This window comes from Sphaerisporangium dianthi (assembly GCF_042654065.1).
GTDB classification, from domain to species: domain Bacteria; phylum Actinomycetota; class Actinomycetes; order Streptosporangiales; family Streptosporangiaceae; genus Sphaerisporangium; species Sphaerisporangium dianthi.
Genome location: NZ_JBHSFP010000006.1, coordinates 130,232 through 154,491 on the forward strand (window position 1 = coordinate 130,232; position 24,260 = coordinate 154,491).

Annotated in this window: 25 protein-coding genes; 14 read left to right on the plus strand and 11 right to left on the minus strand. The window is 69.5% G+C overall.

The annotated features are described in order from the left end of the window. Position 1: 1 nt before the first annotated feature. Positions 2–1,273 (plus strand): ATP-binding protein, encoded by a 1,272-nt coding sequence (locus ACFO60_RS11985; RefSeq protein WP_380840103.1) that lies wholly within the window; start codon positions 2–4, stop codon positions 1,271–1,273. Here the strand turns inward: ACFO60_RS11985 and ACFO60_RS11990 are convergent. After that, positions 1,257–1,874, minus strand: a complete 618-nt coding sequence (locus ACFO60_RS11990) for a GtrA family protein (protein ID WP_380840105.1) — start codon at positions 1,872–1,874, stop codon at positions 1,257–1,259. The two genes, ACFO60_RS11985 and ACFO60_RS11990, sit on opposite strands and share 17 nt — an antisense overlap. 178 nt (positions 1,875–2,052) lie before the next feature. On the opposite strand from ACFO60_RS11990, the gene ACFO60_RS11995 reads away from it, so the two are divergent. The 3 genes from ACFO60_RS11995 (at position 2,053) to purE (ending at position 4,770) form a co-directional block, all read left to right on the plus strand. Continuing rightward, positions 2,053–3,012 (plus strand): DUF8094 domain-containing protein, encoded by a 960-nt coding sequence (locus ACFO60_RS11995; RefSeq protein WP_380840107.1) that lies wholly within the window; start codon positions 2,053–2,055, stop codon positions 3,010–3,012. 67 nt (positions 3,013–3,079) lie between these two features. Further along, positions 3,080–4,249, plus strand: a complete 1,170-nt coding sequence (locus ACFO60_RS12000; protein ID WP_380840109.1) for a 5-(carboxyamino)imidazole ribonucleotide synthase — start codon at positions 3,080–3,082, stop codon at positions 4,247–4,249. After that, positions 4,249–4,770, plus strand: coding sequence for a 5-(carboxyamino)imidazole ribonucleotide mutase (gene purE, locus ACFO60_RS12005; RefSeq protein ID WP_380840110.1), 522 nt, complete (start codon positions 4,249–4,251; stop codon positions 4,768–4,770). Before ACFO60_RS12000 ends, purE begins: the two co-directional genes overlap by 1 nt. A gap of 122 nt (positions 4,771–4,892) precedes the next feature. Here the strand turns inward: purE and ACFO60_RS12010 are convergent, their stop codons facing one another. Then, a complete protein-coding gene (locus tag ACFO60_RS12010; protein WP_380840112.1) occupies positions 4,893–6,212 on the minus strand; it encodes a UDP-glucose dehydrogenase family protein in 1,320 nt (439 codons plus the stop codon). Between the two features lie 175 nt (positions 6,213–6,387). Here ACFO60_RS12010 and ACFO60_RS12015 point away from each other — a divergent pair, with 175 nt between their 5' ends. The 5 genes from ACFO60_RS12015 to ACFO60_RS12035 all read left to right on the plus strand — a co-directional run bounded on the left by ACFO60_RS12015 (position 6,388) and on the right by ACFO60_RS12035 (position 9,426). Then, positions 6,388–7,551, plus strand: coding sequence for an acyl-CoA dehydrogenase family protein (locus ACFO60_RS12015; RefSeq protein WP_380840114.1), 1,164 nt, complete (start codon positions 6,388–6,390; stop codon positions 7,549–7,551). A 312-nt stretch (positions 7,552–7,863) separates the two neighbouring features. Further along, entirely contained in the window at positions 7,864–8,118 is a 255-nt protein-coding gene (locus tag ACFO60_RS12020) for a hypothetical protein (protein ID WP_380840115.1), read from the plus strand. A 64-nt stretch (positions 8,119–8,182) separates the two neighbouring features. Beyond that, positions 8,183–8,851, plus strand: a complete 669-nt coding sequence (locus ACFO60_RS12025) for a DUF5753 domain-containing protein (RefSeq protein WP_380840116.1) — start codon at positions 8,183–8,185, stop codon at positions 8,849–8,851. 121 nt (positions 8,852–8,972) lie between these two features. Then, positions 8,973–9,074, plus strand: coding sequence for a DUF397 domain-containing protein (locus ACFO60_RS12030; protein WP_380840307.1), 102 nt, complete (start codon positions 8,973–8,975; stop codon positions 9,072–9,074). Between the two features lie 7 nt (positions 9,075–9,081). Then, positions 9,082–9,426, plus strand: coding sequence for a cold-shock protein (locus tag ACFO60_RS12035; protein ID WP_380840117.1), 345 nt, complete (start codon positions 9,082–9,084; stop codon positions 9,424–9,426). 195 nt (positions 9,427–9,621) lie between these two features. Here the strand turns inward: ACFO60_RS12035 and ACFO60_RS12040 are convergent, their stop codons facing one another. Both ACFO60_RS12040 and ACFO60_RS12045 read right to left on the minus strand, forming a co-directional pair. Beyond that, positions 9,622–10,089 (minus strand): hypothetical protein, encoded by a 468-nt coding sequence (locus ACFO60_RS12040; protein ID WP_380840118.1) that lies wholly within the window; start codon positions 10,087–10,089, stop codon positions 9,622–9,624. A 280-nt stretch (positions 10,090–10,369) separates the two neighbouring features. Further along, positions 10,370–12,550, minus strand: coding sequence for an MMPL family transporter (locus ACFO60_RS12045; protein WP_380840119.1), 2,181 nt, complete (start codon positions 12,548–12,550; stop codon positions 10,370–10,372). Positions 12,551–12,625: 75 nt separating this feature from the next. On the opposite strand from ACFO60_RS12045, the gene ACFO60_RS12050 reads away from it, so the two are divergent. Continuing rightward, positions 12,626–13,294 carry a response regulator transcription factor gene (locus ACFO60_RS12050; protein WP_380840120.1) on the plus strand — a complete coding sequence of 223 codons (669 nt, stop codon included), beginning with the start codon at positions 12,626–12,628 and terminating at the stop codon, positions 13,292–13,294. 5 nt (positions 13,295–13,299) lie between these two features. Then, positions 13,300–14,700, plus strand: a complete 1,401-nt coding sequence (locus ACFO60_RS12055) for a sensor histidine kinase (protein ID WP_380840121.1) — start codon at positions 13,300–13,302, stop codon at positions 14,698–14,700. A 63-nt stretch (positions 14,701–14,763) separates the two neighbouring features. Here the strand turns inward: ACFO60_RS12055 and ACFO60_RS12060 are convergent, their stop codons facing one another. From ACFO60_RS12060 to ACFO60_RS12070, 3 genes are all read right to left on the minus strand, one after another. Continuing rightward, the gene (locus tag ACFO60_RS12060; protein ID WP_380840123.1) at positions 14,764–15,819 is read right to left on the minus strand and encodes a hypothetical protein; all 1,056 of its coding nucleotides are present in this window, start codon (positions 15,817–15,819) and stop codon (positions 14,764–14,766) included. After that, positions 15,816–16,304: a SigE family RNA polymerase sigma factor gene (locus ACFO60_RS12065; RefSeq protein WP_380840124.1), complete on the minus strand. Its 489-nt coding sequence runs from the start codon at positions 16,302–16,304 to the stop codon at positions 15,816–15,818. Before ACFO60_RS12065 ends, ACFO60_RS12060 begins: the two co-directional genes overlap by 4 nt. Before the next feature lie 143 nt (positions 16,305–16,447). Beyond that, positions 16,448–17,671, minus strand: coding sequence for a serine hydrolase domain-containing protein (locus ACFO60_RS12070; protein ID WP_380840126.1), 1,224 nt, complete (start codon positions 17,669–17,671; stop codon positions 16,448–16,450). Between the two features lie 372 nt (positions 17,672–18,043). On the opposite strand from ACFO60_RS12070, the gene ACFO60_RS12075 reads away from it, so the two are divergent. After that, complete coding sequence (locus ACFO60_RS12075) at positions 18,044–18,991, plus strand: TolB family protein (RefSeq protein WP_380840127.1); 948 nt, start codon at positions 18,044–18,046, stop codon at positions 18,989–18,991. A 51-nt stretch (positions 18,992–19,042) separates the two neighbouring features. Here ACFO60_RS12075 and ACFO60_RS12080 read toward each other — a convergent pair whose 3' ends face one another. Further along, on the minus strand, positions 19,043–19,900 hold the full coding sequence (locus ACFO60_RS12080) for a helix-turn-helix transcriptional regulator (RefSeq protein WP_380840129.1): 858 nt from the start codon (positions 19,898–19,900) through the stop codon (positions 19,043–19,045). A gap of 86 nt (positions 19,901–19,986) precedes the next feature. Between ACFO60_RS12080 and ACFO60_RS12085 the strand changes: the two genes are divergently transcribed. Then, positions 19,987–20,772 (plus strand): SDR family NAD(P)-dependent oxidoreductase, encoded by a 786-nt coding sequence (locus tag ACFO60_RS12085; protein WP_380840130.1) that lies wholly within the window; start codon positions 19,987–19,989, stop codon positions 20,770–20,772. Positions 20,773–20,886: 114 nt separating this feature from the next. Here the strand turns inward: ACFO60_RS12085 and ACFO60_RS12090 are convergent, their stop codons facing one another. Next, positions 20,887–21,810: a hypothetical protein gene (locus tag ACFO60_RS12090; protein WP_380840131.1), complete on the minus strand. Its 924-nt coding sequence runs from the start codon at positions 21,808–21,810 to the stop codon at positions 20,887–20,889. Positions 21,811–21,847: 37 nt separating this feature from the next. Then, positions 21,848–22,591 carry a hypothetical protein gene (locus tag ACFO60_RS12095; protein ID WP_380840132.1) on the minus strand — a complete coding sequence of 248 codons (744 nt, stop codon included), beginning with the start codon at positions 22,589–22,591 and terminating at the stop codon, positions 21,848–21,850. 174 nt (positions 22,592–22,765) lie between these two features. On the opposite strand from ACFO60_RS12095, the gene ACFO60_RS12100 reads away from it, so the two are divergent. Next, entirely contained in the window at positions 22,766–23,482 is a 717-nt protein-coding gene (locus ACFO60_RS12100) for a class I SAM-dependent methyltransferase (protein ID WP_380840133.1), read from the plus strand. A gap of 73 nt (positions 23,483–23,555) precedes the next feature. Here ACFO60_RS12100 and ACFO60_RS12105 read toward each other — a convergent pair whose 3' ends face one another. Next, complete coding sequence (locus tag ACFO60_RS12105; RefSeq protein WP_380840135.1) at positions 23,556–24,236, minus strand: hypothetical protein; 681 nt, start codon at positions 24,234–24,236, stop codon at positions 23,556–23,558. Positions 24,237–24,260: the final 24 nt, after the last annotated feature.

The window sequence follows — 24,260 nt, forward strand, 5'->3', positions numbered from 1 at the left end:
GATGCGCCGGAGGTTACTGTCCTCGACCTTGGTGGTCGCGGCCATCGCGGTCTTGCTCCTGGGGGTCCCGCTCGGTCTGGTGGTCACCCGTCTCATCAACGACGAGGCGGTCCAGCAGCTCCGGGCACAGGCCACGCTGCTGCTGAGCCAGGTGGAATACGCTCGTATCGAAGATCGGCCGATCGATCCCGACGAGCTGCAGCGGCAGTACCCCAGCAGATACGTGCAGATCTTCATCCGCAACAGCCCGACCGTCATGGTGGGAGCCGAGCCGCCGTCCGGCCGGCAGATGACCGAGGAGACCCACTCGGAGAGCGGGGTCTATGTCCGGATAACGCGAGACCGCGCCCAGGTCGAGCGTAATGTCCGGGGATGGCTCATGCTCATCGTGGCCCTCGCCGGGCTGGCGCTCGCCGTCGCCGTGTCGCTCGCCGTCGTGCAGTCACGCCGTCTCACCCTGCCGCTCCTGGACCTGGCGAGGATCGCGGAGCGGCTGGGCTCAGGCGAGGCCCGGCCGAGCAGGCATCGCTACGGCATACCCGAACTCGACCGTGTGGCCGAGGTGCTCGACCGCAGCGCGACCCGCATCGCCGACCTGCTGAGCCGCGAGCGGGAGTTCGCCACCGACGCCTCCCACCAGCTCCGCACGCCGCTCACCGGGCTCACCATGCGGCTGGAGGAGATCGTGGCCGCCGCCGACCAGCCCGCCATCGTCCGTGATGAGGGCGAGGCGGCGATCATCCAGGCCGAGCGGCTCACCGCGGTCATCGACGAGCTGCTCGCCGCCGCCCGCAGGCAACGCCACGCCCAGGCCGAGGCGATCTCGGTGGACGAGGTGCTGCGCCAGCAGGTCACCGAGTGGGAGCCCGCCTTCCGCCGGGCCAGGCGCAAGCTCAGCCTGGCCGGCGACCGCGACCTGCTCGCCCTGGTCAGCAAGGGAGGGCTGAGCCAGGTGGTCTCGACGCTGCTGGAGAACTCGCTGGAGCACGGCGGCGGCCAGGTGACGATCACCACGGGCAGCTCGGACAAGTCCATCGTGATCGAGGTCGCCGACCAGGGCCGCGGCATCCCCGAGCATCTGCGCGCCCGCGTGTTCGACCGCAACGTCAGCGGCGGCGGGGGCACGGGGCTCGGACTCACGCTGGCCCGTGCCCTCACCGCCTCCGACGGAGGCCGCCTTGAGCTGGTGCGCACGCGACCGGCGGTGTTCGCGCTGTTCCTGCGCCCGGCCTGCGAGACCGCCCGCCACCGCGTCGTCAGCGGACCGGCGTGACCCCCGGAGAGTTGCCGTTGGCGCTGGTCTCGGCGCCGTTGACGCCGCCGGGGATCGGCGTGCCGGGCATGCCGGGCGGGGACTGGCCGGCGGGGGCCTCATGGGCGTTCCGCTGGGGCGCGGCCCCCTCGACCTCGGGAAGCCCGGTGTGCGGGTCGACGGAAGGAAGCTCCGGCGGCAGGAACACCCACTTCTTGTACGACCAGAACCTGAACAGCGTGCCGAGGGCGGTGCCGATGAAGAAGGAGATGTTGTAGCTCACCGGGTCGGTCATTTTGAGCGTGTATTCGACGAACCCGATGATGAGCAGAGAGATCAGCAGGCCGATGCCGTTGAGCACGAAGAACAGGAAATACTCCCTGGCCAGGCCGGTCTGCTCGCGGTGGCGCCAGGTCCAGTAGCGGTTGGCCAGATAGGCCAGGGTGGCGGCGAGCACCGTGGCCAGGGTCTTGGAGGTCAGCGGGCCCAAGGGGACGCCGTACCGCAGGAGGTTGGTGGTTCCCCAGTCGACGATGAAGGCGACGGCGCCGACGATGCCGAACTTGGCGAGCTCTCGGAGGAGAGAGGAGAACTGGTCATACAGACGACGGATGAACTGCACAACGGTCCTTCCTAGGTGTCCGGGAGCCTCTTCAGGTTACCGGTGTGCCGACTGCCCCGCGCCGCCTCGGTCAAGTCGACCATTAACACTATTTGTTGAAATATCGGCACTTTCACGGCTAGTAACCGAGGTGGTGCGCTAGGCTGCGCCGCAGATCGCGAAGGTGCGCCATGGAGAGGTGGCTCGCAGCGTGCTGCGCCGACTGGTCGCTTTGGGAATCAGCGTCGCCCTGCTGACCGGCTGCGGCGCGGTGAACGGAGGCGAGGCTTCTCCGACACCGGAACCCGTGGCCGACACCGCCTCCGCGCGCACGGTCCAAGAGAGCGAGGCCGCCACGGCGTTCGAGCTGCTCAAGGAACTCGACGAGGCGCGCAGGAAACGCGACTGCGCCAAAGTCCTGTTCCTGACCACCTCCGCCGCGAGCGAACTGGGCGGCCGGGCCTGCGAGGCCACCCGGAACGGCCGCCCGGTTCCCGCGCCCGTGGCCTACGGCGACGTCGACTACTTCCTGCCCGACCGTGCCGTTGAGCGGCCCTGGTTCGTCGCCCTGGCGCGCAAGCCGCAGCCGTCCTACTTCGTGTTCGCCTACGAGGAGGACCGCTGGCGGCTGGCGTACGGCCCGGTGCGGCTGGCCGGGCGCGAGCCCGGCCTCGACGCCGACGAGGTCACCCGCGCCGTCCCCACCGAGGACCCCGAGGACGGGCTGCGCGCCAGGCTCGTCCCGCAGAAGCACCTGGCGTTCCTGTCCGACCGCTTCGGGCTCACCGGCGTGCGGTTCGTCTCCGGGGACCCGATGAGGAACCTGCTGACCGAGCTGGTCAAGAAGCCGGCCACGGTGCGGCCCGACCGGCTGAGCTACGACGTCCAGCTCGTGCCGGAGGACACCAGGGCGCTCGGCGTGGAAGGCGGCGGCGCGCTGGTCTTCCACGCCATAAAGATCATCTACACGCAGAAGGCGCGCTCCCGCAGGCTGACCCACCCGCTGTTCGGCGCGGACGCCCTGCGCGCGTTCACCGGCGGAGCCGACCGCGCCGTCATCCACGTCACCGAGGTCGTCTCGCTCGCCACCAAGGTCGCGCCCGACGGGAGGCTGACGACCGTGGCCATGTCCCGAGGGCTCGCCGACATCACCCGCTGACCCTCCCGGCCGCGGCGGGCATGGGCGGCAGCGGGGCAGCCGGACGGCGCGGATAGGGTTTGGGCTTGTGACCAGTGTTGTGACCAGGAGGGAAACCCCTCACATAGGGCCTGTCGTCGGCATGGTGGGCGCGGGACAGCTCGCGCGGATGACCCAGCAGGCCGCCATCGCGCTGGGCGTCGAACTGCGCGTCCTGGCGAACTCCTTCGACGAGAGCGCGTCGCGGGTGATCGCCGACACCCGGCTCGGCGACTACCGCGACCTCGCCGCTCTGCGCGCGTTCGCCGAGGGCTGCGACGCGATCACCTTCGACCACGAGCACGTGCCGACCGGCCACATCGGGGCCCTCGCCGCCGCCGGGTACGCCGTGCGTCCCGGGGCGGAGGCCCTGGTGCACGCGCAGGACAAGGCGGTGATGCGCGAGCGCCTCACCGCGATCGGCGTCCCCTGCCCACCCTGGGCGAAGGTCTCCTCCGCCGGCGACCTGGAAGGCTTCGGCAAGGAGCACGGCTGGCCGGTCGTGCTCAAGGCGGTGCGCGGCGGCTACGACGGCCGGGGCGTGTGGGTGTGCTCCTCGCCCGAGGAGGTCGCGGCGGTGCTCGCCAGCGGCACCGAGGTGATGGCCGAGGCGTTCGTGCCGTTCGAGCGCGAGCTGGCCGTGCTGGTGGCGCGCTCTCCGCACGGGCAGGGCGTCAGCTACCCCGTCGTCGAGACCGTCCAGCAGGACGGCATCTGCGTCGAGGTCATCGCGCCGGCGCCCGGCCTGGACCCCGAGCACGCCGCCCAGGCCCAGCACATCGCCTTGAAGATCGCCAACGAGCTGGGTGTGACCGGCCTGCTCGCCGTCGAGATGTTCCAGCTCCCCGGCGGCAAGGTCGTGGTCAACGAGCTGGCCATGCGGCCGCACAACAGCGGCCACTGGACCATCGAGGGCGCCCGCACCTCGCAGTTCGAACAGCACCTGCGGGCCGTGCTCGACCTGCCGCTCGGCTCGCCGGCCCCGGCGGCGCCCGTCGTCGTCATGGCCAACGTGCTCGGCGGCGCCGATCCCGGCATCTTCGGCCGGTATGAGCACGTGATGGCGCACGACCCCGGCGTGAAGATCCACTTCTACGGCAAGGAGGTGCGGCCCGGCCGCAAGATCGGGCACGTCACCGCGCTCGGCACCGACCTCGGCGAGGTGCGCGCCCGCGCCCGCCATGCCGCCGTGCACCTCGCGACGGGAGAGTACGTCTGATGGCCGGCGATCCCCAGGTCGGCATCGTGATGGGCAGCGACTCCGACTGGCCGGTGATGCGGCTCGCCGCCGAGGCGCTCGGCGAGTTCGGCGTCCCGTTCGAGGCCGACGTGGTCTCCGCCCACCGCATGCCCCACGAGATGATCTCCTACGGCGAGCGGGCGGCCGGGCGCGGGCTGAAGGTCCTCATCGCCGGCGCGGGCGGGGCCGCCCACCTGCCGGGCATGCTGGCGTCGGTGACCCCGCTGCCGGTGATCGGCGTCCCGGTCCCGCTGAAGTACCTGGACGGCATGGACTCTCTGCTGTCCATCGTGCAGATGCCCGCCGGCGTGCCGGTGGCCACCGTGGCGATCGGCGGCGCCCGCAACGCGGGGCTGCTCGCGGTGCGCATCCTCGCCGCCGCCGACGAGGACCTGCGCGCGAAGATGCTGGCGTTCCAGTCGTCGCTCAGGGACCAGGCCCACGCCAAGGGCGAACGCCTGCGCGCCGAGGCCGCGACCCTCGCGGCGAGCGACGGCTAGCCCGCCGCCGTCACGTCGGCCGGTGGGCGGTTGCCGTCACGTCGTCCGGTGGGCGACGTGACGGCCGCCGGCATGACGCCAGGCCGTCCGCGCGTGCGGCCTGGCGACGCGCCCGCGGCGACCTACGGACGGCCGAGGGCGCGGTAGTGCCAGCCGGCGGCGCGCCAGGTCTCGGCGTCCAGGGCGTTGCGGCCGTCCACGATCTTGCGGGTGGCCACCACCCCGCCGAGCTCCTCGGGGTCGAGGTCGATGAACTCCTGCCACTCGGTCAGCAGCAGCACGACGTGCGCGTCCTTCGCGGCCTCCAGCGCCGAGGAGCCGAACGCGAGGGCCGGGTGCGCCCGGCGCGCGTTCTCCAGCGCGACCGGGTCGTACACCGTGACCTGGCCGCCCTGCTCGCGGATCTTCACGGCGACGTCCAGCGCGGGCGAGTCGCGGATGTCGTCGGAGTTCGGCTTGAAGGCCGCGCCGAGCACCGCGACCGTGCACCCCCGGAAGGAACCGCCCACCAGCCCGCGGGCCAGGTCCACCATGCGGGCCCGGCGGCGCATGTTGATGGCGTCCACCTCGCGCAGGAACGTGAGCGCCTGGTCGGCGCCCAGCTCGCCCGCGCGGGCCATGAAGGCCCTGATGTCCTTGGGCAGGCAGCCGCCGCCGAAGCCGAGGCCGGGATTGAGGAACCGGCCCCCGATGCGCTCGTCGAACGACAGCGCCAGCGACAGGTCCTTGACGTCGGCGTGCGCGGCCTCGCAGACCTCGGCCATCGCGTTGATGAAGGAGATCTTGGTGGCCAGGAAGGCGTTGGCCGCGACCTTGACCAGCTCGGCGGTCGGGTAGTCGGTGATGATCAGAGGCGTGCCGTCCGCCAGCATCGACTCGTACACCTCCCGCATCACCTTTTCGGCCTTTTCGGAGACGACGCCGAGCACGATGCGGTCAGGGTGCATGGTGTCCTGGACGGCGAAGCCTTCGCGCAGAAACTCGGGGTTCCAGGTGAGCTCGACGGCCTCCCCGGCGGGCGACAGCCGGACGAGCTTGTCGGCGAGGCGCTGGGCGGTGCCGACCGGCACGGTGGACTTGCCGACCACCAGGCAGTCGCGGGTCAGGTGTGGCGCCAGCGACTCGACCACCGCGTCGAGATAGGAGACGTCGGCGGCGTACTCGCCCTTCTTCTGGGGCGTGCCCACGCAGATGAAGTGGACGTCGCCGAACTCGGCGGCCTCCTGGTAGGAGGTGGTGAAGCGCAGCCGCCCGGACGCGAGCCCCTGTTGCAGCAGGTCCTGCAGGCCGGGTTCGTGGATGGGGAGCTCCCCTGCCTGAAGGCGGGCGACCTTGTCCGGGTCCACGTCCAGGCCGACCACTTCGAAGCCCAGTGCGGCCATGCACGCCGCGTGCGTGGCACCCAGGTATCCGGTCCCGAGGACCGTCAGGCGATAGGACACGAGCGTGCTCCCTCCATGTACCGCTGTCGACCCAATCTTTACCGTTACGTTGCCGAGGCATGTTACCGGCCCCCCCGCCCCCCGCAACAGTACAAACCGGACATTTCGCCGGAGGGGTGCCTCTGGTATACCCCTGAGTAGGACTTCGTATTGTTGGACGTCCTAGTATTTGTCCATGAGCTTCCCTCTCTACGCGCCCGGCGAAGAGCACGTGATGCTGCGCGAGACCGTCCGGGCCCTCGCCGACGAGAAGATCGCCCCGCACGCCGCCACGGTCGACGAGGCCGGCGAGTTCCCGTGGGACGCCTACAAGGCCCTCGTCTCCGCCGACCTGCACGCGGTGCACATCCCCGAGCAGTATGGCGGGGCCGGCGCGGACGCGCTCGCGGTCGTGATCGTCATCGAGGAGGTCGCGCGCGCCTGCGCCTCCTCATCCTTGATCCCGGCGGTCAACAAGCTCGGCACCGTGCCGCTGCTGCTGTCGGCCTCCGAGGAGCTCAAGCAGCGGTACCTGAGCCAGGTCGCGCGCGGCGAGGGAATGTTCTCCTACGCCCTGTCCGAGCCCGAGGCCGGATCCGACGCCGCGGCGATGAAGACCAGGGCCGTCCGGGACGGCGACCACTACGTGCTCAACGGCACCAAGATGTGGATCACCAACGCCGGCGTGTCGGAGTTCTACACGGTCATGGCGGTGACCGACCCGGACGCCGGGGCGCGGGGCATCTCGGCGTTCGTCGTGGAGAAGTCCGACGAAGGGGTGTCCTTCGGCGCCAAGGAGAAGAAGCTCGGCATCAAGGGTTCACCGACCCGCCAGGTCATCTTCGAGAACGCGCGCATCCCGGCCGACCGCATGATCGGCGAGGAGGGCACCGGCTTCAAGACGGCCCTCGCCACGCTCGACCACACCCGCATCACCATCGCCGCGCAGGCCCTCGGCATCGCCCAGGGCGCGCTCGACTACGCCATCGGGTACGTCAAGGAGCGCAAGCAGTTCGGCAAGCCCATCGCCGAGTTCCAGGGGCTCCAGTTCATGATCGCCGACATGGCCATGAAGCTGGAGGCCGCCCGGCAGCTCACCTACGCAGCCGCCGCCAAGTCCGAGGCCGCCATGCACGGCGAGAAGGTGCCCGACCTGACCTTCTTCGGAAGCGCCGCCAAGTGCGCCGCCTCCGACGCCGCCATGGAGATCACCACCGACGCCGTCCAACTCCTCGGCGGCTACGGCTACACCCGCGACTACCCCGTCGAACGCATGATGCGCGACGCCAAGATCACCCAAATCTACGAGGGCACCAACCAGATCCAACGCATGGTCATGGCCCGCCAACTCCTCAAGTAGCCCCCTGATCAGCAGTCGAAGGGCTGCGAGCGTCGGCTTCACATGCGTCCAGGTTGGCTTGTGCGGCTTTCGCCCCGAATTGCGTCCCGTATAGCAGAGGTCGTTTCGGCGCACACGTGGGAACGCCACGCCCATTCCCCTCTGTGGCGATACCTTTACGCAGTGCTTGCGGCTTACGTCGACGAGCCTCCGTCGTCGACCCAACGACGACAGTGTCTACGCGATGGCCGCCGTCACGCAGGGTGAACCGTAACTGCCCCTCAGGCGTCCCACTTTGCATTCACGTTAGCGTGGGCATGGGAGGGGACGTAGATGGGTTTCATCAAGAACGCGAAGATCGACGCTCTCAAGCAGGAGGCGCATCGGGCTCTGGAGGAGGGGCGATGGGTGTTCACACCCCGCCTGAACACCCCGGCGTTTCATCACGACTTCACAGGCTCGGTCTCTGGTTGGGCGGAGATGATTGAGGCCATTGAAGCCTCCGGCTGGATGCTCGTCCACTGGTCCGTGTCCACGGATCAAAGGGGCCGACCAGAGGCGTACCCTTTCTTCCGCCGGCGGACTTGACCGACCACCTTGCGACGCTCACATCCGCCCGGCTGAAGTCGCCGCCCTGCTCACGGCGTACGGCGTGACCGCCCCAGAGATCTTCGACGCGCTCGAAGGACTGGCCAAAGACGCGGGCAAGCGCGGCTGGTGGCAGACCTACAGCGGGATCGTCGCGCCGGCCTATGCCGACTGCATCTCCCTGGAGTCAGACAGCGCCGGCATTCGAGTCTTCGCCCCACTGCTCATCCCGGGCCTGATGCGGACCGCCGCGTACGCCCGCGAGACCATCGCCGGCATCACCATGACCCGTACTCCTGAGGAGATCGCCGCCCTCGCTGAAGTCCGTATGGCGCGTCAGGCCGTGCTCACCCGTCCCGGCGGGCCGCTGACGATGTGGGCGGTCATCTCGGAAGCCGTCCTGCGGCAGCGATTCGCGGTACGACCGGACACCATGCGCGATCAGCTTCGGAGACTCAGGGAGGTCGCGGAGCTGCCCACCATCACGGTGCAGATCATGCCCTTGGACGCGACCCCGCATCCGGGAAGCGCAGGCGGGTTCAGCCTGGTCGGCTTTCCTGGCGCCATGCCTGACGTCGTACTGCTGGAAAACCTGATCGGCGCCTCATATGTTGAAAATGTCGCAGAGGTGAAGACCTTCGCCGACGCGTTCGACCGGATCGTGGCCGCCGCACTACCGGTGGACGACTCCGTGGGCCTGATCACCCGCATGGAGGAAGGCAAGACGACGTGACCGACCCCACGCCCGACCTCTACGCCCACGACCTCTCCACCGCCACCTGGCGCAAGTCCTCCCACAGCGCCGCGGAAACGACTGCGTCGAGATCGCCGACCTGCCTGACGACGCCAAGGCCATACGCGACTCCAAGAACCCCTCGTGCGAGCCCCTGCGATGCATGGCTTCGGAGTGGACCGCATTCCGCATGTATGTGCGGTTGACGAATACGACAGCGTAGGAGTTGGATGACACATGATGACGAGCGCGACGCTACAATTGGAATTGTCGCGGAGTGGCATGACATCGACGGTCTAGGAGTGATCACTTCCGATGACCTCCCCGGCGAGGTCTGGGTGCACTTCTCGCACATTGTCATGAAGCCCCCGCGGAACCTGACGGTAGGCCAGTCGGTCCGCTTTACTTGGGAGGAGTTCCCGCAAGACGGCTACCGGTTCCGAGCCGTGCGCGTCTGGCCGGTCGGACGCGGGGATCAATCCGAAGGAATTGCGGCCAACGAGATTCCGTCAGCCGAATCTGGTGGCTACCATTCGCATTTGGAGCTTCAATACGACAACGTGGAGCCGGAATAGGGACGGCATGGCGAGCCCCCGCCTCGACGTGCGAGGCGGGGGCGTTTCGCGGATCACTCTGCGGAACGTGACTCCGACATGGCCGGTCAGTACGGCAGTCCGTACAGCAACGCCGCCGTGCGCGATCGCACATCACCGCACTGCGTCCACCACCTGAGCAGCGCGATCGCTCACCCATGAAACCCTTGCCCTTCCCTATGGATCGGAAGGCGCCTGGTCGGGGTCCTGCTTGTGCCGGCTCCAGATTTCGGTGCATCGGGGGAGGTCCTTGATGCCTCCGCCTTCGGGGATCATGCCCCAGAGGAAGGGGATCAGGTACTGAGGCGGTTCGCCCAGGAGTACGGCCAGTTCGTCCTCGGTGACGGTGAGGGTGAACGCCGAGCCCGGTCGCCCGGGGTTCCATCCCTGTTCGACGGCTCGCCGGATGCATCCGGCGACGAGGACGGGGCGGACCGCGATCGTCCGTTCTCCGAGCCAGTTGTCCGGCCGAGCGCAGGGAAGTGACACCACGAGCACACGCCCCGGCTCCTCGGTCCGTTCAACAGTGACGGTGAGGGGACTCCAGCCGTTGCCCTGGCAGTAGGTGGGCTTGTGCCGGATCCGCCAGCGGAAGGCGGTGCCGTCGACGCTGATGTGCCGTGAGCCCTTCCTGGGCATCGCCACGGAAGCCTCCAAGTTTCCGTCCTGTCCGTCGCCGTTCCGTGGGAGTACCCGAAGCGGTGCATAGTGACGCGAGACGCTCGCAAGCGTAACCGCCGATCATCCCCGTGATCGAGCTGTTTTCGCAGGTGGCCTGATCACGCATCGGAGATCACTCGAATCGGCGAGGGCGCCGACCAGATCCGGAGAACGGTCATGGCGCGCCGGCTCCTCACGTGCCCTCCGAAGCGCCAGGCTCCGCCACCAGGACGCTGGTGGATGCTCTCGAACTGGCGCCGCCGGACTACTCGTGGATCCGTCGGCCTTGACCTGCGGGATCGGACTCAGGCCGCGGCCCGGGCGCACCGACTGGTAGTGGAATGGCCGGCCGGCCGGCGGGCACCCGCACGAGCGAGGCCAGCCAGCCGGGCAGCCACCAGTTCCATCGGCCCATCACGGCGACGAACGCCGGCAGCAGCAGCGCCCTGATCACGGTCGCGTCCAGCAGCACGCCCAGCCCGAGCCCCGTCGCGAACATCTTGATCTCCGGCTGCGGGGCCGCCGCCAGCGAGCCGAACGCCAGGAACAGGATCAGCGCCGCGCTGGTGACGAGCCGTCCGGTCCGCCCCAGGCCCTTGACGACCGCCTCGTCGGTGGAGCCGGTCCGGTCGTACGCCTCCCGCATCCTGGCCAGGATGAACACCTCGTAGTCCATCGACAGCCCGTACAGGAACGCGAAGATCATGACGGGGATGAACTCGGAGATGGAGCCCGTGCCGGCCAGCCCCCAGATCGGCTCGGAGCCATAGCCGTACTGCCAGACGAGCACCACCGCGCCCATGGTGGCACCGAGCGAGAGCAAGTTGAGCACGATCGCCTTGACCGCCAGCAACAGCGAGCGGAAGGCCCGCACGAGCAGCAGGAACGTCAGGACGGAGATGAGCGCGAGCATGGCGGGGAAGCCTCCGTAGACCGCGGCCACGAAGTCGAGGCTCTGCGGTCCCTCGCCCGAGACCTGGGAGCCCGCGGGCACCGCCGCGCGGACCCGGGCGATCGTGGCCCGGCCCGCCTCCGTGCCCGTCTCGTCCGAGGGGACGACCGTGATCAGCGACGTTCCGCCGCTCCGCCGGCCGTGCGGGGCCACCGCCGTGCGCACGCCGGGCAGCTCCGCCAGGCGCGCCGCCTGCGCGGCGGGATCGACGCCAGGGGGAAGGATCACGTCGAGCGGGGTGAGCACCCCGGAGGGAACGCCCGCCCGCCGCAGCTCGGACAGCCCCTCGTAGGCGGGTCCGGTTCGGGGCAGGGAGTCGCTCACCGGCTGGCCGAGCTGAAGCGAGAACGCCGCCCAGCCGAGCGCCGCGAGCAGCGCGCCGGACGCGGCCAGCCCGGCCCAGCGGAACCGCACCACGCCCCGTGCCCAGGCCGACCACCGGCCGGACTCGGCGGGGAGCCGGCGGCGGGGCCAGTCGAGACGCGGCCCGCCCTTGGCCAGCAGGACCGGCAGCAAGGTCAGTACGGCCGCCACGCTGACGAGCGGCACCATGATGCCGCCGTACCCGACGCTGCGCAGAAACGGCACCGGGATGACCACCATGGCCAGCAGGCCGATGCCCACGGTGGCCCCGCTGACCACCACGGAGCGGCCCGCCGTCGCCATGGCGTGCTCGACGGCCGCCTCGCCTTCGTACCCGAGCGCGCGCTCCTCCCGCCAGCGGGTGATGAGCAGCAGCGAGTAGTCGATGGCCACGCCCAGCCCTACCAGGGCGACGATGAACCGCACGATCGTGTGCACGTCCGTCACGCCGGTCAGGCCGTACACCGCCAGGAAGGTGACGGGGATCGACACGGCCGCCACCAGGACGGGCACCAGCGCGAGCACCGAGCCGAACACGAATCCGAGCACGATCAGCGCCCCCAGCCCGCCGATGAGCGTCTCGGCGAGCACGTCGAGGCCCTTCGCCTCGGCTTCGGCCAGGGCCTCCATGCCGGTGACGCGCAGCGTCGCGCCCGGCATCAACGCCGGCTGTAACGCCTTCCTGAGAGGCTCGCTCAGATCGGCGTTCATGCCGCGCGTGGGTTCGGTGAACACCAGCCCGTACGTGGTCCGCCCGTCGTCGCCGACGAATCGCGGGTCGGCGGTGTCGGCGTACGACACGACGCGCACGCCCATGGCCGAGACGGCGGCCGAGAACAGTTCGCCGATCTCCGCGCGCTGCCCGGCCGCTGTGCTGCCCGCCGGCAACGTGACGACGACGACGAGAGGCGGGTCGTCGCCGCCGGTCCCGTAGAGCCGGTGCATGGCCTGGTTGGCCTCGTACCCGGGTTGCCCGGGCTGGGCGAAGTCCTCCGTCAGCCGGTCGCCCATGGCGACGGTCGCGAACACTCCCGCTACCGCGACCGCCAGCCAGGCCAGGACCACCACGAGCTTGTGCCGCAGCACGAACCGTCCGAGTCGCGCGGTGAACCGGTCACCTAGATGATTCATGCGCCCAGTGCAGCAGCGCGCTCTTCAGTTCCTCTGTGACAGAGTTCCTTGAGAACTCCACGGCAGACTGGCCTGATGAGCGCGCGCATCCTCGTCGTGGACGACGACCCCCATCTCGCCGACCTCGTGGTGATGGCCATGCGTTATGAGGGCTTCGAAGCGGAGGCCGCGGGGTCGGGGAGCGAGGCGGTCTCCCGGGTGGCCGGATACCCGCCGGACCTGCTCGTCCTGGACATCAGACTGCCCGACGGCTCCGGGCTGGACACCTGCCGGCGGCTGCGGCGGCTGGGCCATCGGTTCCCGATCATCTTCCTGACCGCGATGGGCCGCACCGAGGACAAGATCGCCGGTCTCAGGTCGGGTGGGGACGACTATCTGACCAAGCCGTTCAGTCTGGAGGAGCTGATCGCGCGGACCCATGTCGTCCTGCGCCGCACGATGTCCGCCGACCGGCTCTCCTACGCGGGCCTGGAGATCGACGACGGCCCCCGTGAGGTACGCCGCGAGGGCCGCCTGATCGAGCTGAGTCCGAAGGAGTACGCACTGCTGCGCTACCTGCTGGCCAATGCCGGCCGGGTGCTCACCAAACAGCAGATACTCGACCACGTCTGGGCGTCCGAGAGCGGCGGCAGCGAGGGCCTCGTCCACACGTACGTGAGCTACCTGCGCAGGAAGATCGGCGACCCGCCGCTCGTTCACACCGTCCCGCGCGTCGGCTACGTACTGCGCCCGCCGCGGTCGTGATCCGCGTGCGGTCGCTGCGGGCGCGCCTGACCCTCACCGTGCTCGCCCTGCTGACGGCAGGGCTCGTCGGCGTGCCGCTGGTGACCTGGGGCATCACCAGAGACGCCGGCGCGGAGCGCGCTCGCGGCCAGCTCGGCCGCTTCGCCGCGGCCGTCACTCCGCTCCTCGCCGAGGACCGCTCGCCGGATGAGGAGACGGCCCGGTTGTTCTCCGCCGCGGCGACTCCGTCCTTCCTCCAGGTGCGCGACGCTCGCGGCGACGTGATCAGGACCGTTCTCTCAGCCGACGTGCGCACCGGCGCCATCTCGCCCCGCCGCCCGACCGCCGCCGACCCGGACGGGGCCGTCTACGTACGCGAGGACGCCGCCCCCGACCTGGGCGGCCCTTTCGCGAGCGAGGACCAGTGGTGGCTGCGCTACTCCTGGCTCCCGGACGGCCGGATCCTGGTCAGCGGGATCCGCACGACCGAGTACGACGCCATCACCAAGCGGCTGACCGGCGTCTTCGCGGCCATCACGCTGCTCGTGCTCTGCGTGCTCGCGTTTGTCGCCTTTCGAGCGATCCGCCACGCGCTGCGCCCTCTGGACGCCATCGCCGCGACCGCCCAGGCCATCGGCGGCGGCGATCTCACCCGGCGGGTCGAGCCGGCCGAGCCGCACACCGAGGCGGGCAGGCTCGGGCTGGCACTGAACGCGATGCTCGGCCAGATCGAGGCCGCCTTCCGAGAGCGCGCCGCCTCGGAGGAACGGCTGCGCCGCTTCATCGCCGACGCCTCGCACGAGCTGCGCACGCCCGTGGCCTCCATACGGGGGTACGCGGAGCTGTTCCGCCGCGGCGCCGCGGACCGTCCCGGTGACCTGGCCAAGACCTTGGCCAGGATCGAGGCCGAGGCCGAGCACATGGGCATCCTCGTGCACGAGCTCCTCCTGCTGGCCAGCCTCGACGAGCGGCGCCCGCTCGAACGCGAGCCGGTCGATCTCGCCGATCTCGCCGCCGAGGCCGTCGCCGCCTCCGCGGCCGTGGACCTCGGCCGTTCTGTGACCCTCCAGGCGGCCGGCCCCGTCGTCATCCGCGGCGACCGCACGCGCCTGCGCCAGGCCCTGGACAACCTGCTGGCCAATGTGCGCACGCACACCCCTGCGGGCACGGCGGCGACGGTGACCGCCCGGGCGGAGGGCGACGACGCGGTCGTCGAGGTGCGCGACGAGGGTCCGGGGCTGAGCGCCGTGCAGGCGGCGCGCGCGTTCGAGCGTTTCTACCGCGCCGACCCCACCCGCCGCTCGGGCACCGGCCTGGGGCTCGCCATCGTCGCGGCCGTCGCGGCCGCCCACCATGGGCACGCCCGCGCCCTGCCGTCCGACTCGGGCGCCGCGTTCGAGCTCCGGCTCCCGCGCGGGGGCGAATAAGGCTTCCGGGCGGGTTCGCGGCCGGTTTCGGACCGCGCGCTCGCCCGGAAAGCGCGTGCGCGACTACTGGCGGTGCCAGAGGCCGACGGACCATCGGACCGGGCGGTTCGGCGCCTCGGGGCGCATGGTGAGGTTCACCGTGATGGTCGCCTTCTTGCCCTTCGGTACGCGGAACTCGGCCAGTGTCAGGGAAGACGACTTGTCCGTCCACGCGCCGCACCCGCCCCGCGAGGCGAAACGGCCGTTCAGCTCGATCTCGAACGACAGCCGCGAAGCCACGTCGCCGGTGCAGACGTGGTGGACGCCGATCGGTTTCCCGTCGCCGAGCACGTCGAATGTCAGTGACCTGTCGCGCGGCCAGGTGCCGGTCCGGGAATCGGCCGGACTGTATCCCTTCGGGGGCTTGGGGAGGCCGCGCGGCGCCTGCGGCTCGACCGGGTGCTCGGGCGGCGTCCACTCGTACACGGCCAGGGACCAGCGGACGCGCGCATCGTCCGGCTGCACGCAGGAGCCCGCCACGATCACGCACCCCGACAGACGCTTGACCAGTTCGAAGGTGACGGTGATCCGCTCACCGGCGCCCGCGGGCACGGCCAGCGGCACGAGTTGTCTCCCCGTCGCGCATGGCAGAGGGCCCTGCCCTCCAGCCCGGCCATTGATGCGGACCAGCACACCCATGCTCGACCTGCGCCCCCCGGAGCAGACCGCCGCGATGTCCAGCGGCTTCCCGGTGACCGGCACCGTCACGGTGGCCTTCTTCGCGCCGGTCTTCGCGATGGCGGTCACGGCCAGGCGCCGGTACTCGGTGCCGTCCGCGGAGGTGAAGGTCCGTGGAAGTGCCGTGTGCTCCGGAGGACCGGACTTCTGAGCCGGCACCCCGCTCGACCGCTGTGCGACGGCCACCGCGTCCTGGTCCCGCTGGGCCTGGCCCGACAGTGAGACGAAGCCCAGCACCGCGGCCGCGCTCAACGCCGCGGCCGCCGCGCCCGCGACGGCCGCGTGCCTGCGCCGGCGAATCCTGCGGATGCGCGCCTGGACCTGATCGTGGCGGGCGGGGTTGGCGGGGACGGGGGCCTCGCCGTGGGAGCGCAGCGCGTTCTGGAGATCTTGTACGGTCAACGGTGCAACTCCTTCGCGATCGACTCGTCCACGCGCAGCTTGGCCAGCGCCTTCGAAGTCTGGCTCTTGACGGTGCCGGTCTCGCAGCCCATCAGCCGGGCCACCTCGGCCACCGGCAGGTCCTCGTAGAACCGCAGCACCACCACGGCACGCTGCCTGGCGGGCAGCCGTCCCACGGCCCGCCAGAGCGCCTCACGCTCGGCGAGGCCGCCCGAGTGCTCCGCGGCAGGTGTGTCGGGAAGGTCGTCGCGAGGCACCTCCCGCCGCCACCGCCTGCGCCACCACGAGGTGTACGTGGTCACCAGCACCCTGCGCACGTACGCCTCGGGCTCTTCCACGGCCTGCCAGGCGAACCAGGCCTTGGCCAGGGATTCCTGCAGGAGGTCCTCCGCCAGGCCCCAGTCGTGGGTCAGCAGGTAGGCCGTGCGTAACAGCCGGTCGGATCTCGCCAGCACGAAATCCTGATAAAGCGCCCGATCCGCCACGCGCTTTCCTCCCGTCCGCCGGCGTCCGCCGACCGAGTCGTCCCGGGCCTTCCCGTCGGCCTGTCACCGTAGTGACGCATCGACGCTCAGTCCGGGTTGCCCGCGTCCGGCGAGCCGCCTGGAGGCGATGGACGGCCGCGCGCTCAACAGAGGCACTCGTAAGTCTCGAGGGCGATCGTGGCGAGGTGGCGGGCGATGCCGTTCGTGTTGGTGTCCTCCACGTTGCTCAGCACGACCACCGCGATGTCGTCGTCGGGCAGGTACATGTTGCTCGCCGCGTAGCCCGGGAGAAGACCCGGGTGGTAGCGGAGCCGGTGCCCGTCGAGCCGGTCGACGAGCCAGCCGAAGGCGTACGAGGACGACGGCAGGTTGAGGCAGCCGTTGGCGGGGCACCGCGCCTGTGGGGTGAACGCCTGCTTGACGGTGGCGGGTGGCGCGACCAGGTAGGCGCCGAACGACCGGTCCCAGCGGACGAGGTCGTCGACGTTGGAGTACATGCCGCTCGCGGAGAACGCCTGGGAGCCGCTGATGGGCGGGGCCGGCGATCCGAGCGTGAAGTAGCCCTTCGCGTATCCGGGGGGCGGATTTCCCCTGCTGTAGCCGGTGTGCTCGAGGTCCAGCGGGCCGGCGATCATTTTGTGCAGCACGGTGCCGTACGGCTTGTGCGTCACCTTCTGGATGATCGCCCCGGCCAGGATGTAGCCGGAGCTGCTGTACTTCCAGCTGGTGCCGGGCTTGAAGTCCAGTGGCTCGTGCACGAAGCGCTGGATGAGCCGCCTGGTCGTGGTCGGCTGTGAGAGCTTGGCATAGAAGCCGGGCAGTCCCTGGATGTCGGGGATGCCGGAGGTATGGGTGACGATCTCGCGGATCGTGATGGGCCACCACGCCTTCGGGCAGGCCGCGATGTACGCCGGGACGAGATACGGGCAGATCGGGTCGTCCAGGCCGAGCAGTCCACGGTCGCGCAACTTCAGCACGAGCATCGAGGTGAACTGCTTGGTGACCGAGGCGACGCGGAAGACCGTGTCCGGCCGGACGGGGATGTGATTCTCCTCGTCGGCCTCGCCGGCGGCGAAACGCACCAGCACCTCCCCGTGGCGTACCACCAGAGCCGCGCCGGTGAACTGCTTCTTGTCGGCCAGGTCCTGCAGGTACGCCCGCATCACTTCAGCGGTCAGATCACCCTGCGGCGCGGGTGAGGTGGCCAGCGGGTCCGATCTCTGGGGAGCCGCGCGATCGAGGGCGAGGCCGCTCGCGACGGTGCTCCGGGCGGATACGGCGATGGCGGGAGCGGCCAAGGGTACGGCCCCGCCGGCCAGTGCGGCGCTGATCGCCAGGAATCCGACAACATTAGGACGCTTGAGCATTTTCCCCCCATGGGCATACCGCTGTCCCGAAATTCCGGCATTTCTCCGAATCGAGCGAGTCCCGTTCGAGAACGTCCCGGTGGACCATTCTTATGGGGGTTTGCTTTCCGTTGCTCAGAATCACAAACGGCGATCGACGCCTTTTTTCTTCCGCATATCTGTTTGTTAACGCCGCTCGACGTCGTCGGTCACCTCGGGCAAGATGGCCGCCATCCGGATTTGATGGCAGCCGCCTGAAATCATCCGCCTCAGAAGGTGCACACAGAGATGTCATCCGGCATTCGAGTCGGCGACCATGGCCAAGGGCCGTCATACCGGCGAACTCACGAACGTACTGTGTAGTTTTTGTGGTGTTTGTGAAAGGATGTCGGGATGTTGTTCCGAGTGATTCTTGCCGGGGTGATGGGCGCCGCCGCGGTCGCGGCGGGTCCCCAGGTCGAGGCCGCGTCCGACACGTCGGTGGTCCGTTATGTCGGCATGGGTGCGTGCCGGCAGGACGATGGCGGACGACGTCCGTGCGGGCCGTGGAAGGTGTGGTTGAGCGACGGCCGCGTCGTCGCGCTACCTGAGGCGCGCAGGACCGTGGCGGCCGGCGAGTACGTGGCGCAGGGCGTCGTCGACGTGTCCCCGGACGGCACGCAGGTCGCGTACTTCCGGGAGCGCGATGGCGTGCTGATGATCTGGCAGGCCGCCACCGGCAGGGCACGCCCGATTCCCAAGGTGAGGTGGCCCGACGACCTCCGGATGGACGCGTTGACCCTTTCCCCGCAGGGCCGGTTCGTCAGCATGCGTGGCGTCCTGGTCTCCGAGCGGGAGGTCGACCGCATCGCGGACACCGTCACCGGAAAGGTCTTCACGCTGCCCAAGGGGTACCAGTCGTGGAGTTTCGGCCCGGACGGGAAGCGGATGCTCGCCGGGAACAACCGCACGGCGGTGCTCTACTCGACCGGGAAGTGGTCGGTCAAACTGCGGCGATCGGTCTACCTGCGAGGAGCGCTCGGCCCTGACGGTGTCACCGTGGCCGGTACTCGCCGCAACGACGGTGGCTCCCTCAGCAACGCGGTCCAGTTCCGCAACTTGGCGACCGGCAAGAAGAGCACCGTCCCCATCCGGCTCGGCAAGGGCGAATTCCCTCTGGCGGCACGCTGGGACAAAGCAGGCCATGTCGATGTCCTGGCCCGCTCGGACCGTCAGCTGGGCGGCGGCGAGTACCGCAGGACGCACACCTGGTACCGATTGAACCGCACGACGCGCAAACTGCAGCGGCTGGACTCCTTCGTCATCCCCTCCTCCATCGGAGGTTACGTTCTCGCTCTATGAGGGCGACCGCGCTCGATGGTCTTCAGGCACGTCGGCACGTGCCGGCCTCTGTCAGAGCGGACGGTTCGCCTTGACGCACTCGGGTCCGAGGACGTTCAGCAGGGCCAGAGCCTCGGCGCCAGGGGATCCTGGCGGCGCGCTGTAGAGCACGAGGTGCTGGTCGCGGTCCGTGAGCGTGAGCGAGTCGCAGTCGACGGTGACCTCTCCGACGACCGGGTGACGGAAGGTCTTCGTGAGCATCGGCGCGGCCTGCACGTCGTGCCGCTCCCAGAGCCGGGCGAACTCGGTGCCGGCATCGCGGAGCTCGGCGACGAGATCGGTCACCGCGGGGTCGGACGGGTACCGGGCGAGGGTGGACCGGAGCTCCCTGACGACGTGGTGCCGGAACTCCGTGGCGTCGGAGATCCCGTACAGCGTCGCATCGGGGCGCGCCGGCCCGAGGAACGCCCGGCGCGCGAGATTGCGGTCCTCCGGGGCGAGCTCGGCGAAGTCCTCCATGAGCGCGGCGGCGAGGTCGTTCCACGCGAGCACCTCGAACACGGCGGAGGTCACGAAAGCGGCCGTCTGCGGCAGCCGCTCGATGAGCGCGAGGATGCTCGGCCGGACGTCGCGCCGATGCAGTCCGGTACGGATCGGCGCGGTGCCCGCGAGGACGTGGAGGTGATCGGACTCGGCGTCCGTGAGCCGCAGCGCGCCCGCGATCCCGGCGAGGACCTCGCCCGACGGTCGCGGCGCCCTGCCCTGTTCGAGCCGGACGTAGTACTCGGTGGAGATGTGCGCGAGGACCGCGACCTCCTCGCGGCGAAGACCCGGCGTCCGGCGTCGCGAGCCCGAGGGGAGGCCGGCGTCCTCCGGCCGGAGCCGCTCGCGACGGCTACGGAGGAATGCCCCGAGTTCCCGCTTGTCCATACTCCCAGTCTGCACGCCGCGCGGCGTCGGATCCTGGTACCGCCTGTGCCTGTATCCGGATCCCCGGCCGGCATGACACTGTCGGCATGACGGACAACATCGGCACCACCCCAGTCGGACTGCTCACCGGCAAGGTCGTGTTCATCACCGGCGCCAGCCGCGGCATCGGCGCGGCCGCGGCCCGGCTCTTCGCCAGGGAGGGCGCGGCTGTCGTGCTCGCCTCCCGCGGCACCGACGCCCTCGACCGCATCGTCACCGAGATCCGCGCCGGCGGCGGCGTGGCGGACGCCGTCGCCCTGGATCTCGCCGACCGCGCGAGCATCCGCGTCGCCGTCGACCGCGTGGAAGAGCTGCACGGACGGCTCGACGGCGCCTTCAACAACGGCGCGGCGATCCAGCGGCAGGTCGGCCCGCTCGACACCACGACCGACGAGGACATCGACGAGCAGTTCGCCGTGAACTTCCACGCGCACTGGACCGCCATGACCGCCGAGGCCGCGCTCATGCGACGCAACGGCGGTGGGGCGATCGTCAACACCTCGAGCATCGGCAGCCGCCGCGCGAACCCCGCCCTCCCCGCGTACGGCGCGATGAAGCGCGCTCTCAACAGCATCACCGAGACCGCCGCGGTGAGCTGGGCCCGTGATGGCATCCGGGTGAACGGCATCACCCCCGGCGGCACCGCCACCGAGATGATCGACACATGGGAGGCGGCGACCCCCGGCGTCGTCGAGCGCATCAAGGCGTCGAGCCCACTCGGACGGATGGCCGAGCCCCACGAAGTCGCCGAGGCGGCCGCATGGCTGCTCAGCGACCGGGCCTCGATGGTCACCGGCGCGATCCTGCCGGTGGACGGCGGCGCCGGCGCCTGAAAGGGAGAGCCCGGGCAAACCGTCGTCGTGAGCGGTGGCCGCCCGCTCGCCCCATTTCGGCGCCGCTCAGACCGCTCAGGTGGGAGCCGGTGGTGGCGGGGGCGCGGTCCGTCGTCAGGACGGGGCGAGGCGGAGGACCTGGTCGCGGACCTGGTCGTTCAGGTCGGCTTGGAGCAGGCCGTTGTCGATGGCGGGGACGCAGCTCATCGAGATCCTCACCGCGGCGGCCGGTCCTTCCGGGTAGTCGAATATGAGCCGGATGCCGCGTTCGTGAGCGCCTGCCTCCTGGCAGCGGTTCCGGCTCGGCACGGTGTCCAGGGAGTTCAGAGTGGCGGCCAGGGCGCGGGCGATGTCCCTGCCGTGCCGTCTGCGGTAGGGCGGACGGTTGTACGTGGCGTCCCTGCACACGGTGAGCCGGCCCGGTCGTCCCGGAACCATCAGCTCGCCCTGACCCCGGCGGTCGCCGGGACCCCGGCAGGGATCCTCCGGCGGGACGGGCCGCCAGACGCCGTCCTTGTAGGCGGTGGTGATGGCGGGGCCGGTGTAGGCGGAGGTGCCGGCCGTGCCGTTGGTGGTCCGCACGCAGTGGTTGATCTCCTCGGCGCTGCCCACCCACAGTGCGCGGCCGTCGGGGTAGGCGAACCGGATGAGGTAGTTGGTCATCGGTCCGCCCATCAACGTACATGCGCGGCCTGTGTCGGCGGTGGTCACCGGGAGGTAGGCGAGGTCACGGGCCATCGCCGCCGCCTGGTCGGTCAGCGTCCGCGAACCGGCCAGCCGCTCGCCGCCCGCATGCGTGTTGTCCCCGGGGTAGGCGCAGATGAGGGCCTGTGCCGGCGAGCCGGGGACGAGTGACTCCTCCACGCCGTCGATGTCGGCGGCGGCGGGCACCCAGCCGCCGATGTCGTCGCCGCCCCAGCGCTGCGGGCAGGTGGACGGTACGGGCGGTGACGCGCCGGCCGGCCCCCAGAGCACCACGGCCCCCGCGCACACCCCGGCCGCCGCGAGGCCGAGGCCGATCAAGGAAAGAGGCTTCACACCTCCTAGACGTCGATCCCGGCTCGATCGGTTCGCTTCACTCCGCGTCCCTTCCTTTGGCGACTCCTCTGGTGACCCTTTCGCCGGTGAGCTCACCTACCCGAAGCTTCAGGTATGGCAGGTGCCGATCGATCGCATCGAGCGGGGAACGCGTTGACCTCCTGTCGCGAAGCCGTAGTGCGATAACGGGGCCGTGGATGCCGCGCCGATCACCCAGATCGTGGAAGTATCCCGACCAGAACTCTCGCTCGCCCTGCTTGTGGGGACCGTGCCTCATGAGTTGCATATGACCCTCGTACCGAGTCGGCATCGGCTCTCGGACGGCGCCATCGGCGATCATCGCGAACAGGAACGCGACGCTCTCAACACCTGCCCAGACGGTACGACTGGTCCAGTCGCCCCGGAAGGTGAGCCCCTCATCGCTCTCCACGTAGTACGCCCTGGCTTCGGGGATGGAGACTCCATCAAGGCGCTGCTCCACTCGAAACCATCCAGCGACGGAGATATGATCGCCATCAATATGCGCTACTAGTGCATATACCCACAAGCCGGACAGTTTGTGGTCGCCGGGGAGCAAGGGCCAGATGATTGATTCATATACATGGATCGCGGTCCAGGTCAATACGAAGATGACGCCGGGGACGACGGTGCCGAGGAAGATGGTGCGGAGCACGGAGGGACTCTGGAGGCCGAGGGCGTCGGCGACTTTCCCGATCAACTTGTCAAGGTCAAGGTTGAAGCCGATGAGCAGAGCGAGTGCACCGAACAACATTTCGATCAACCGGGAACGATGCGCCATGTAATTAATCGTATAGGGCGCCCTCTTGGGCGCATGTTCGTGCGGTCATCATATCGAGCTTAGAGGGCGGCCGAAATGATGAGTCTGGCGACGATCCTTGCTTGACTGTTAAGGTTCTATACAATTACCGGCATTGGCTGACACTAGGGGGAGACGATGTCCTCGCTGCCGCCCGCCGGCCTCCGTCCTCCGGTCCTGGCGAGCTCTCGCTTTCGCGAGCACGCTCCTCACCTGTGCAACTACGACCGCGCTGAAGTCTTCACGTTCATCTACGAGACCAATCTGTGGGGAAGCTCGGAGTCTCCCTCGGGGGAAGGCTCGGAGTTCCTGGCGACCGAGACGCTGCGCACGGAGATTCCGCGGCTCATGCGCCGTCTCGGTGTCCGTCGTCTGCTCGACGCTCCATGCGGCGACTTCGGCTGGATGAGCAAAGTCGATCTGTCGGGTATCGAGTACTTGGGGCTGGATCTGGTCCAGGCGATCGTCGACAACAATCAGCGCGAGCATCAAGGGCGGCTCCGGAGATTTCAGTGCCTGGACATCGTCCGTGACCCCCTGCCTCAGGCCGACATCATCCTGTGTCGCGACTGCCTCGTCCATCTGACCTACAAGGAGGCGCGAGAGGCGCTTTCCAACATGAAGGAAAGTGGATCGACCTTCCTTCTCACCACGACATTTACGCAGATAGATAGAAATGTAGACATCCAGACCGGAGATTGGCGCCCACTCAATCTCATGCTGGAGCCATTCAACTTCCCGCCCCCGCTGGATCTCGTGAACGAGAGGTGCGAGGAGGGCGATGGGGCGTACGCCGACAAGTCGCTGGGACTGTGGCGGCTTTCCGATCTTCTCGTGAGCTCGTTCCGGAGATAGGTGCTCACGGCCACCGGGCGTGGGGCCGTGCCAGGCGTCGAGGCGCCGGCGAAGCGGTCCTGTGAACGTCGGCTCAGCCGCACACCTGGGGAAGGCCGCACACCTTCGCGGCCATCTCTCCCGCCTGGCCGGCGAGCCGCTTCACCAGGGAGGCCGGGTCCTCGGGGACCTCGTCGGAGCTGTAGAGGAACACGGCGGCGCCCCGGCGGGCGACGGCCCACAACCGGCCGGGGTCGCGCCTGCGCCTGCCGTCCCTCATGAAGTACAGCCCGACGGACATGGCCTCGTCTCCCACGCGCAGCGGCCTGCCGAAGTAACCGACCTTGGAGCTCGACGGGGAGCCCTTGCCGGGACACGACCTCACCTCCCCCCGCAGCTCGCGGAACGCGTCGTGCGCGGCCACGGCGGTCCGGTACAGCACAAGTTGTTCGCTGTCATAGGAAGGGCCGCTGGTCAGGTGGGTGATGGTGCGCATGGCGACGCGACCGTCGCGCGACGTCCTCCTGGACTCACAGGGGTTGAGCTCCAGCCGCCGGGAGGTGCTGTCGCTGACCTTCCACCAGTCCTCTTCCGTCATCTCGGGCGGACGCGTCGCGCTCGCCTGGACCTCGGTCAGCAGGAACCCCTTGGGGATCCTCGCCGTCTCCGCCCCGGCCAGGCCGCATCCCGCCAGTAACGACGCGACCACGGGCACCGTCGCCATCACCTTTCTGATCACATGCCATGAGACGCCCGCGACCGGCTCTGAGTTCACCTGGACGCGGGCTCCCTGGCCCGT

Bases quoted from the DNA above. Each gene is read 5' to 3' on its own strand.
- ACFO60_RS12080 (WP_380840129.1), bottom strand. From the start codon at position 19,900: ATGGACAAGCGGGAACTCGGGGCATTCCTCCGTAGCCGTCGCGAGCGG.
- ACFO60_RS12020 (WP_380840115.1), top strand. From the start codon at position 7,864: ATGGGTTTCATCAAGAACGCGAAGATCGACGCTCTCAAGCAGGAGGCG.
- ACFO60_RS12085 (WP_380840130.1), top strand. From the start codon at position 19,987: ATGACGGACAACATCGGCACCACCCCAGTCGGACTGCTCACCGGCAAG.
- ACFO60_RS12075 (WP_380840127.1), top strand. From the start codon at position 18,044: ATGTTGTTCCGAGTGATTCTTGCCGGGGTGATGGGCGCCGCCGCGGTC.
- ACFO60_RS12050 (WP_380840120.1), top strand. From the start codon at position 12,626: ATGAGCGCGCGCATCCTCGTCGTGGACGACGACCCCCATCTCGCCGAC.
- ACFO60_RS12015 (WP_380840114.1), top strand. From the start codon at position 6,388: ATGAGCTTCCCTCTCTACGCGCCCGGCGAAGAGCACGTGATGCTGCGC.
- ACFO60_RS12045 (WP_380840119.1), bottom strand. From the start codon at position 12,550: ATGAATCATCTAGGTGACCGGTTCACCGCGCGACTCGGACGGTTCGTG.
- purE (WP_380840110.1), top strand. From the start codon at position 4,249: ATGGCCGGCGATCCCCAGGTCGGCATCGTGATGGGCAGCGACTCCGAC.
- ACFO60_RS12100 (WP_380840133.1), top strand. From the start codon at position 22,766: ATGTCCTCGCTGCCGCCCGCCGGCCTCCGTCCTCCGGTCCTGGCGAGC.
- ACFO60_RS12070 (WP_380840126.1), bottom strand. From the start codon at position 17,671: ATGCTCAAGCGTCCTAATGTTGTCGGATTCCTGGCGATCAGCGCCGCA.
- ACFO60_RS11985 (WP_380840103.1), top strand. From the start codon at position 2: ATGCGCCGGAGGTTACTGTCCTCGACCTTGGTGGTCGCGGCCATCGCG.
- ACFO60_RS12035 (WP_380840117.1), top strand. From the start codon at position 9,082: ATGACACATGATGACGAGCGCGACGCTACAATTGGAATTGTCGCGGAG.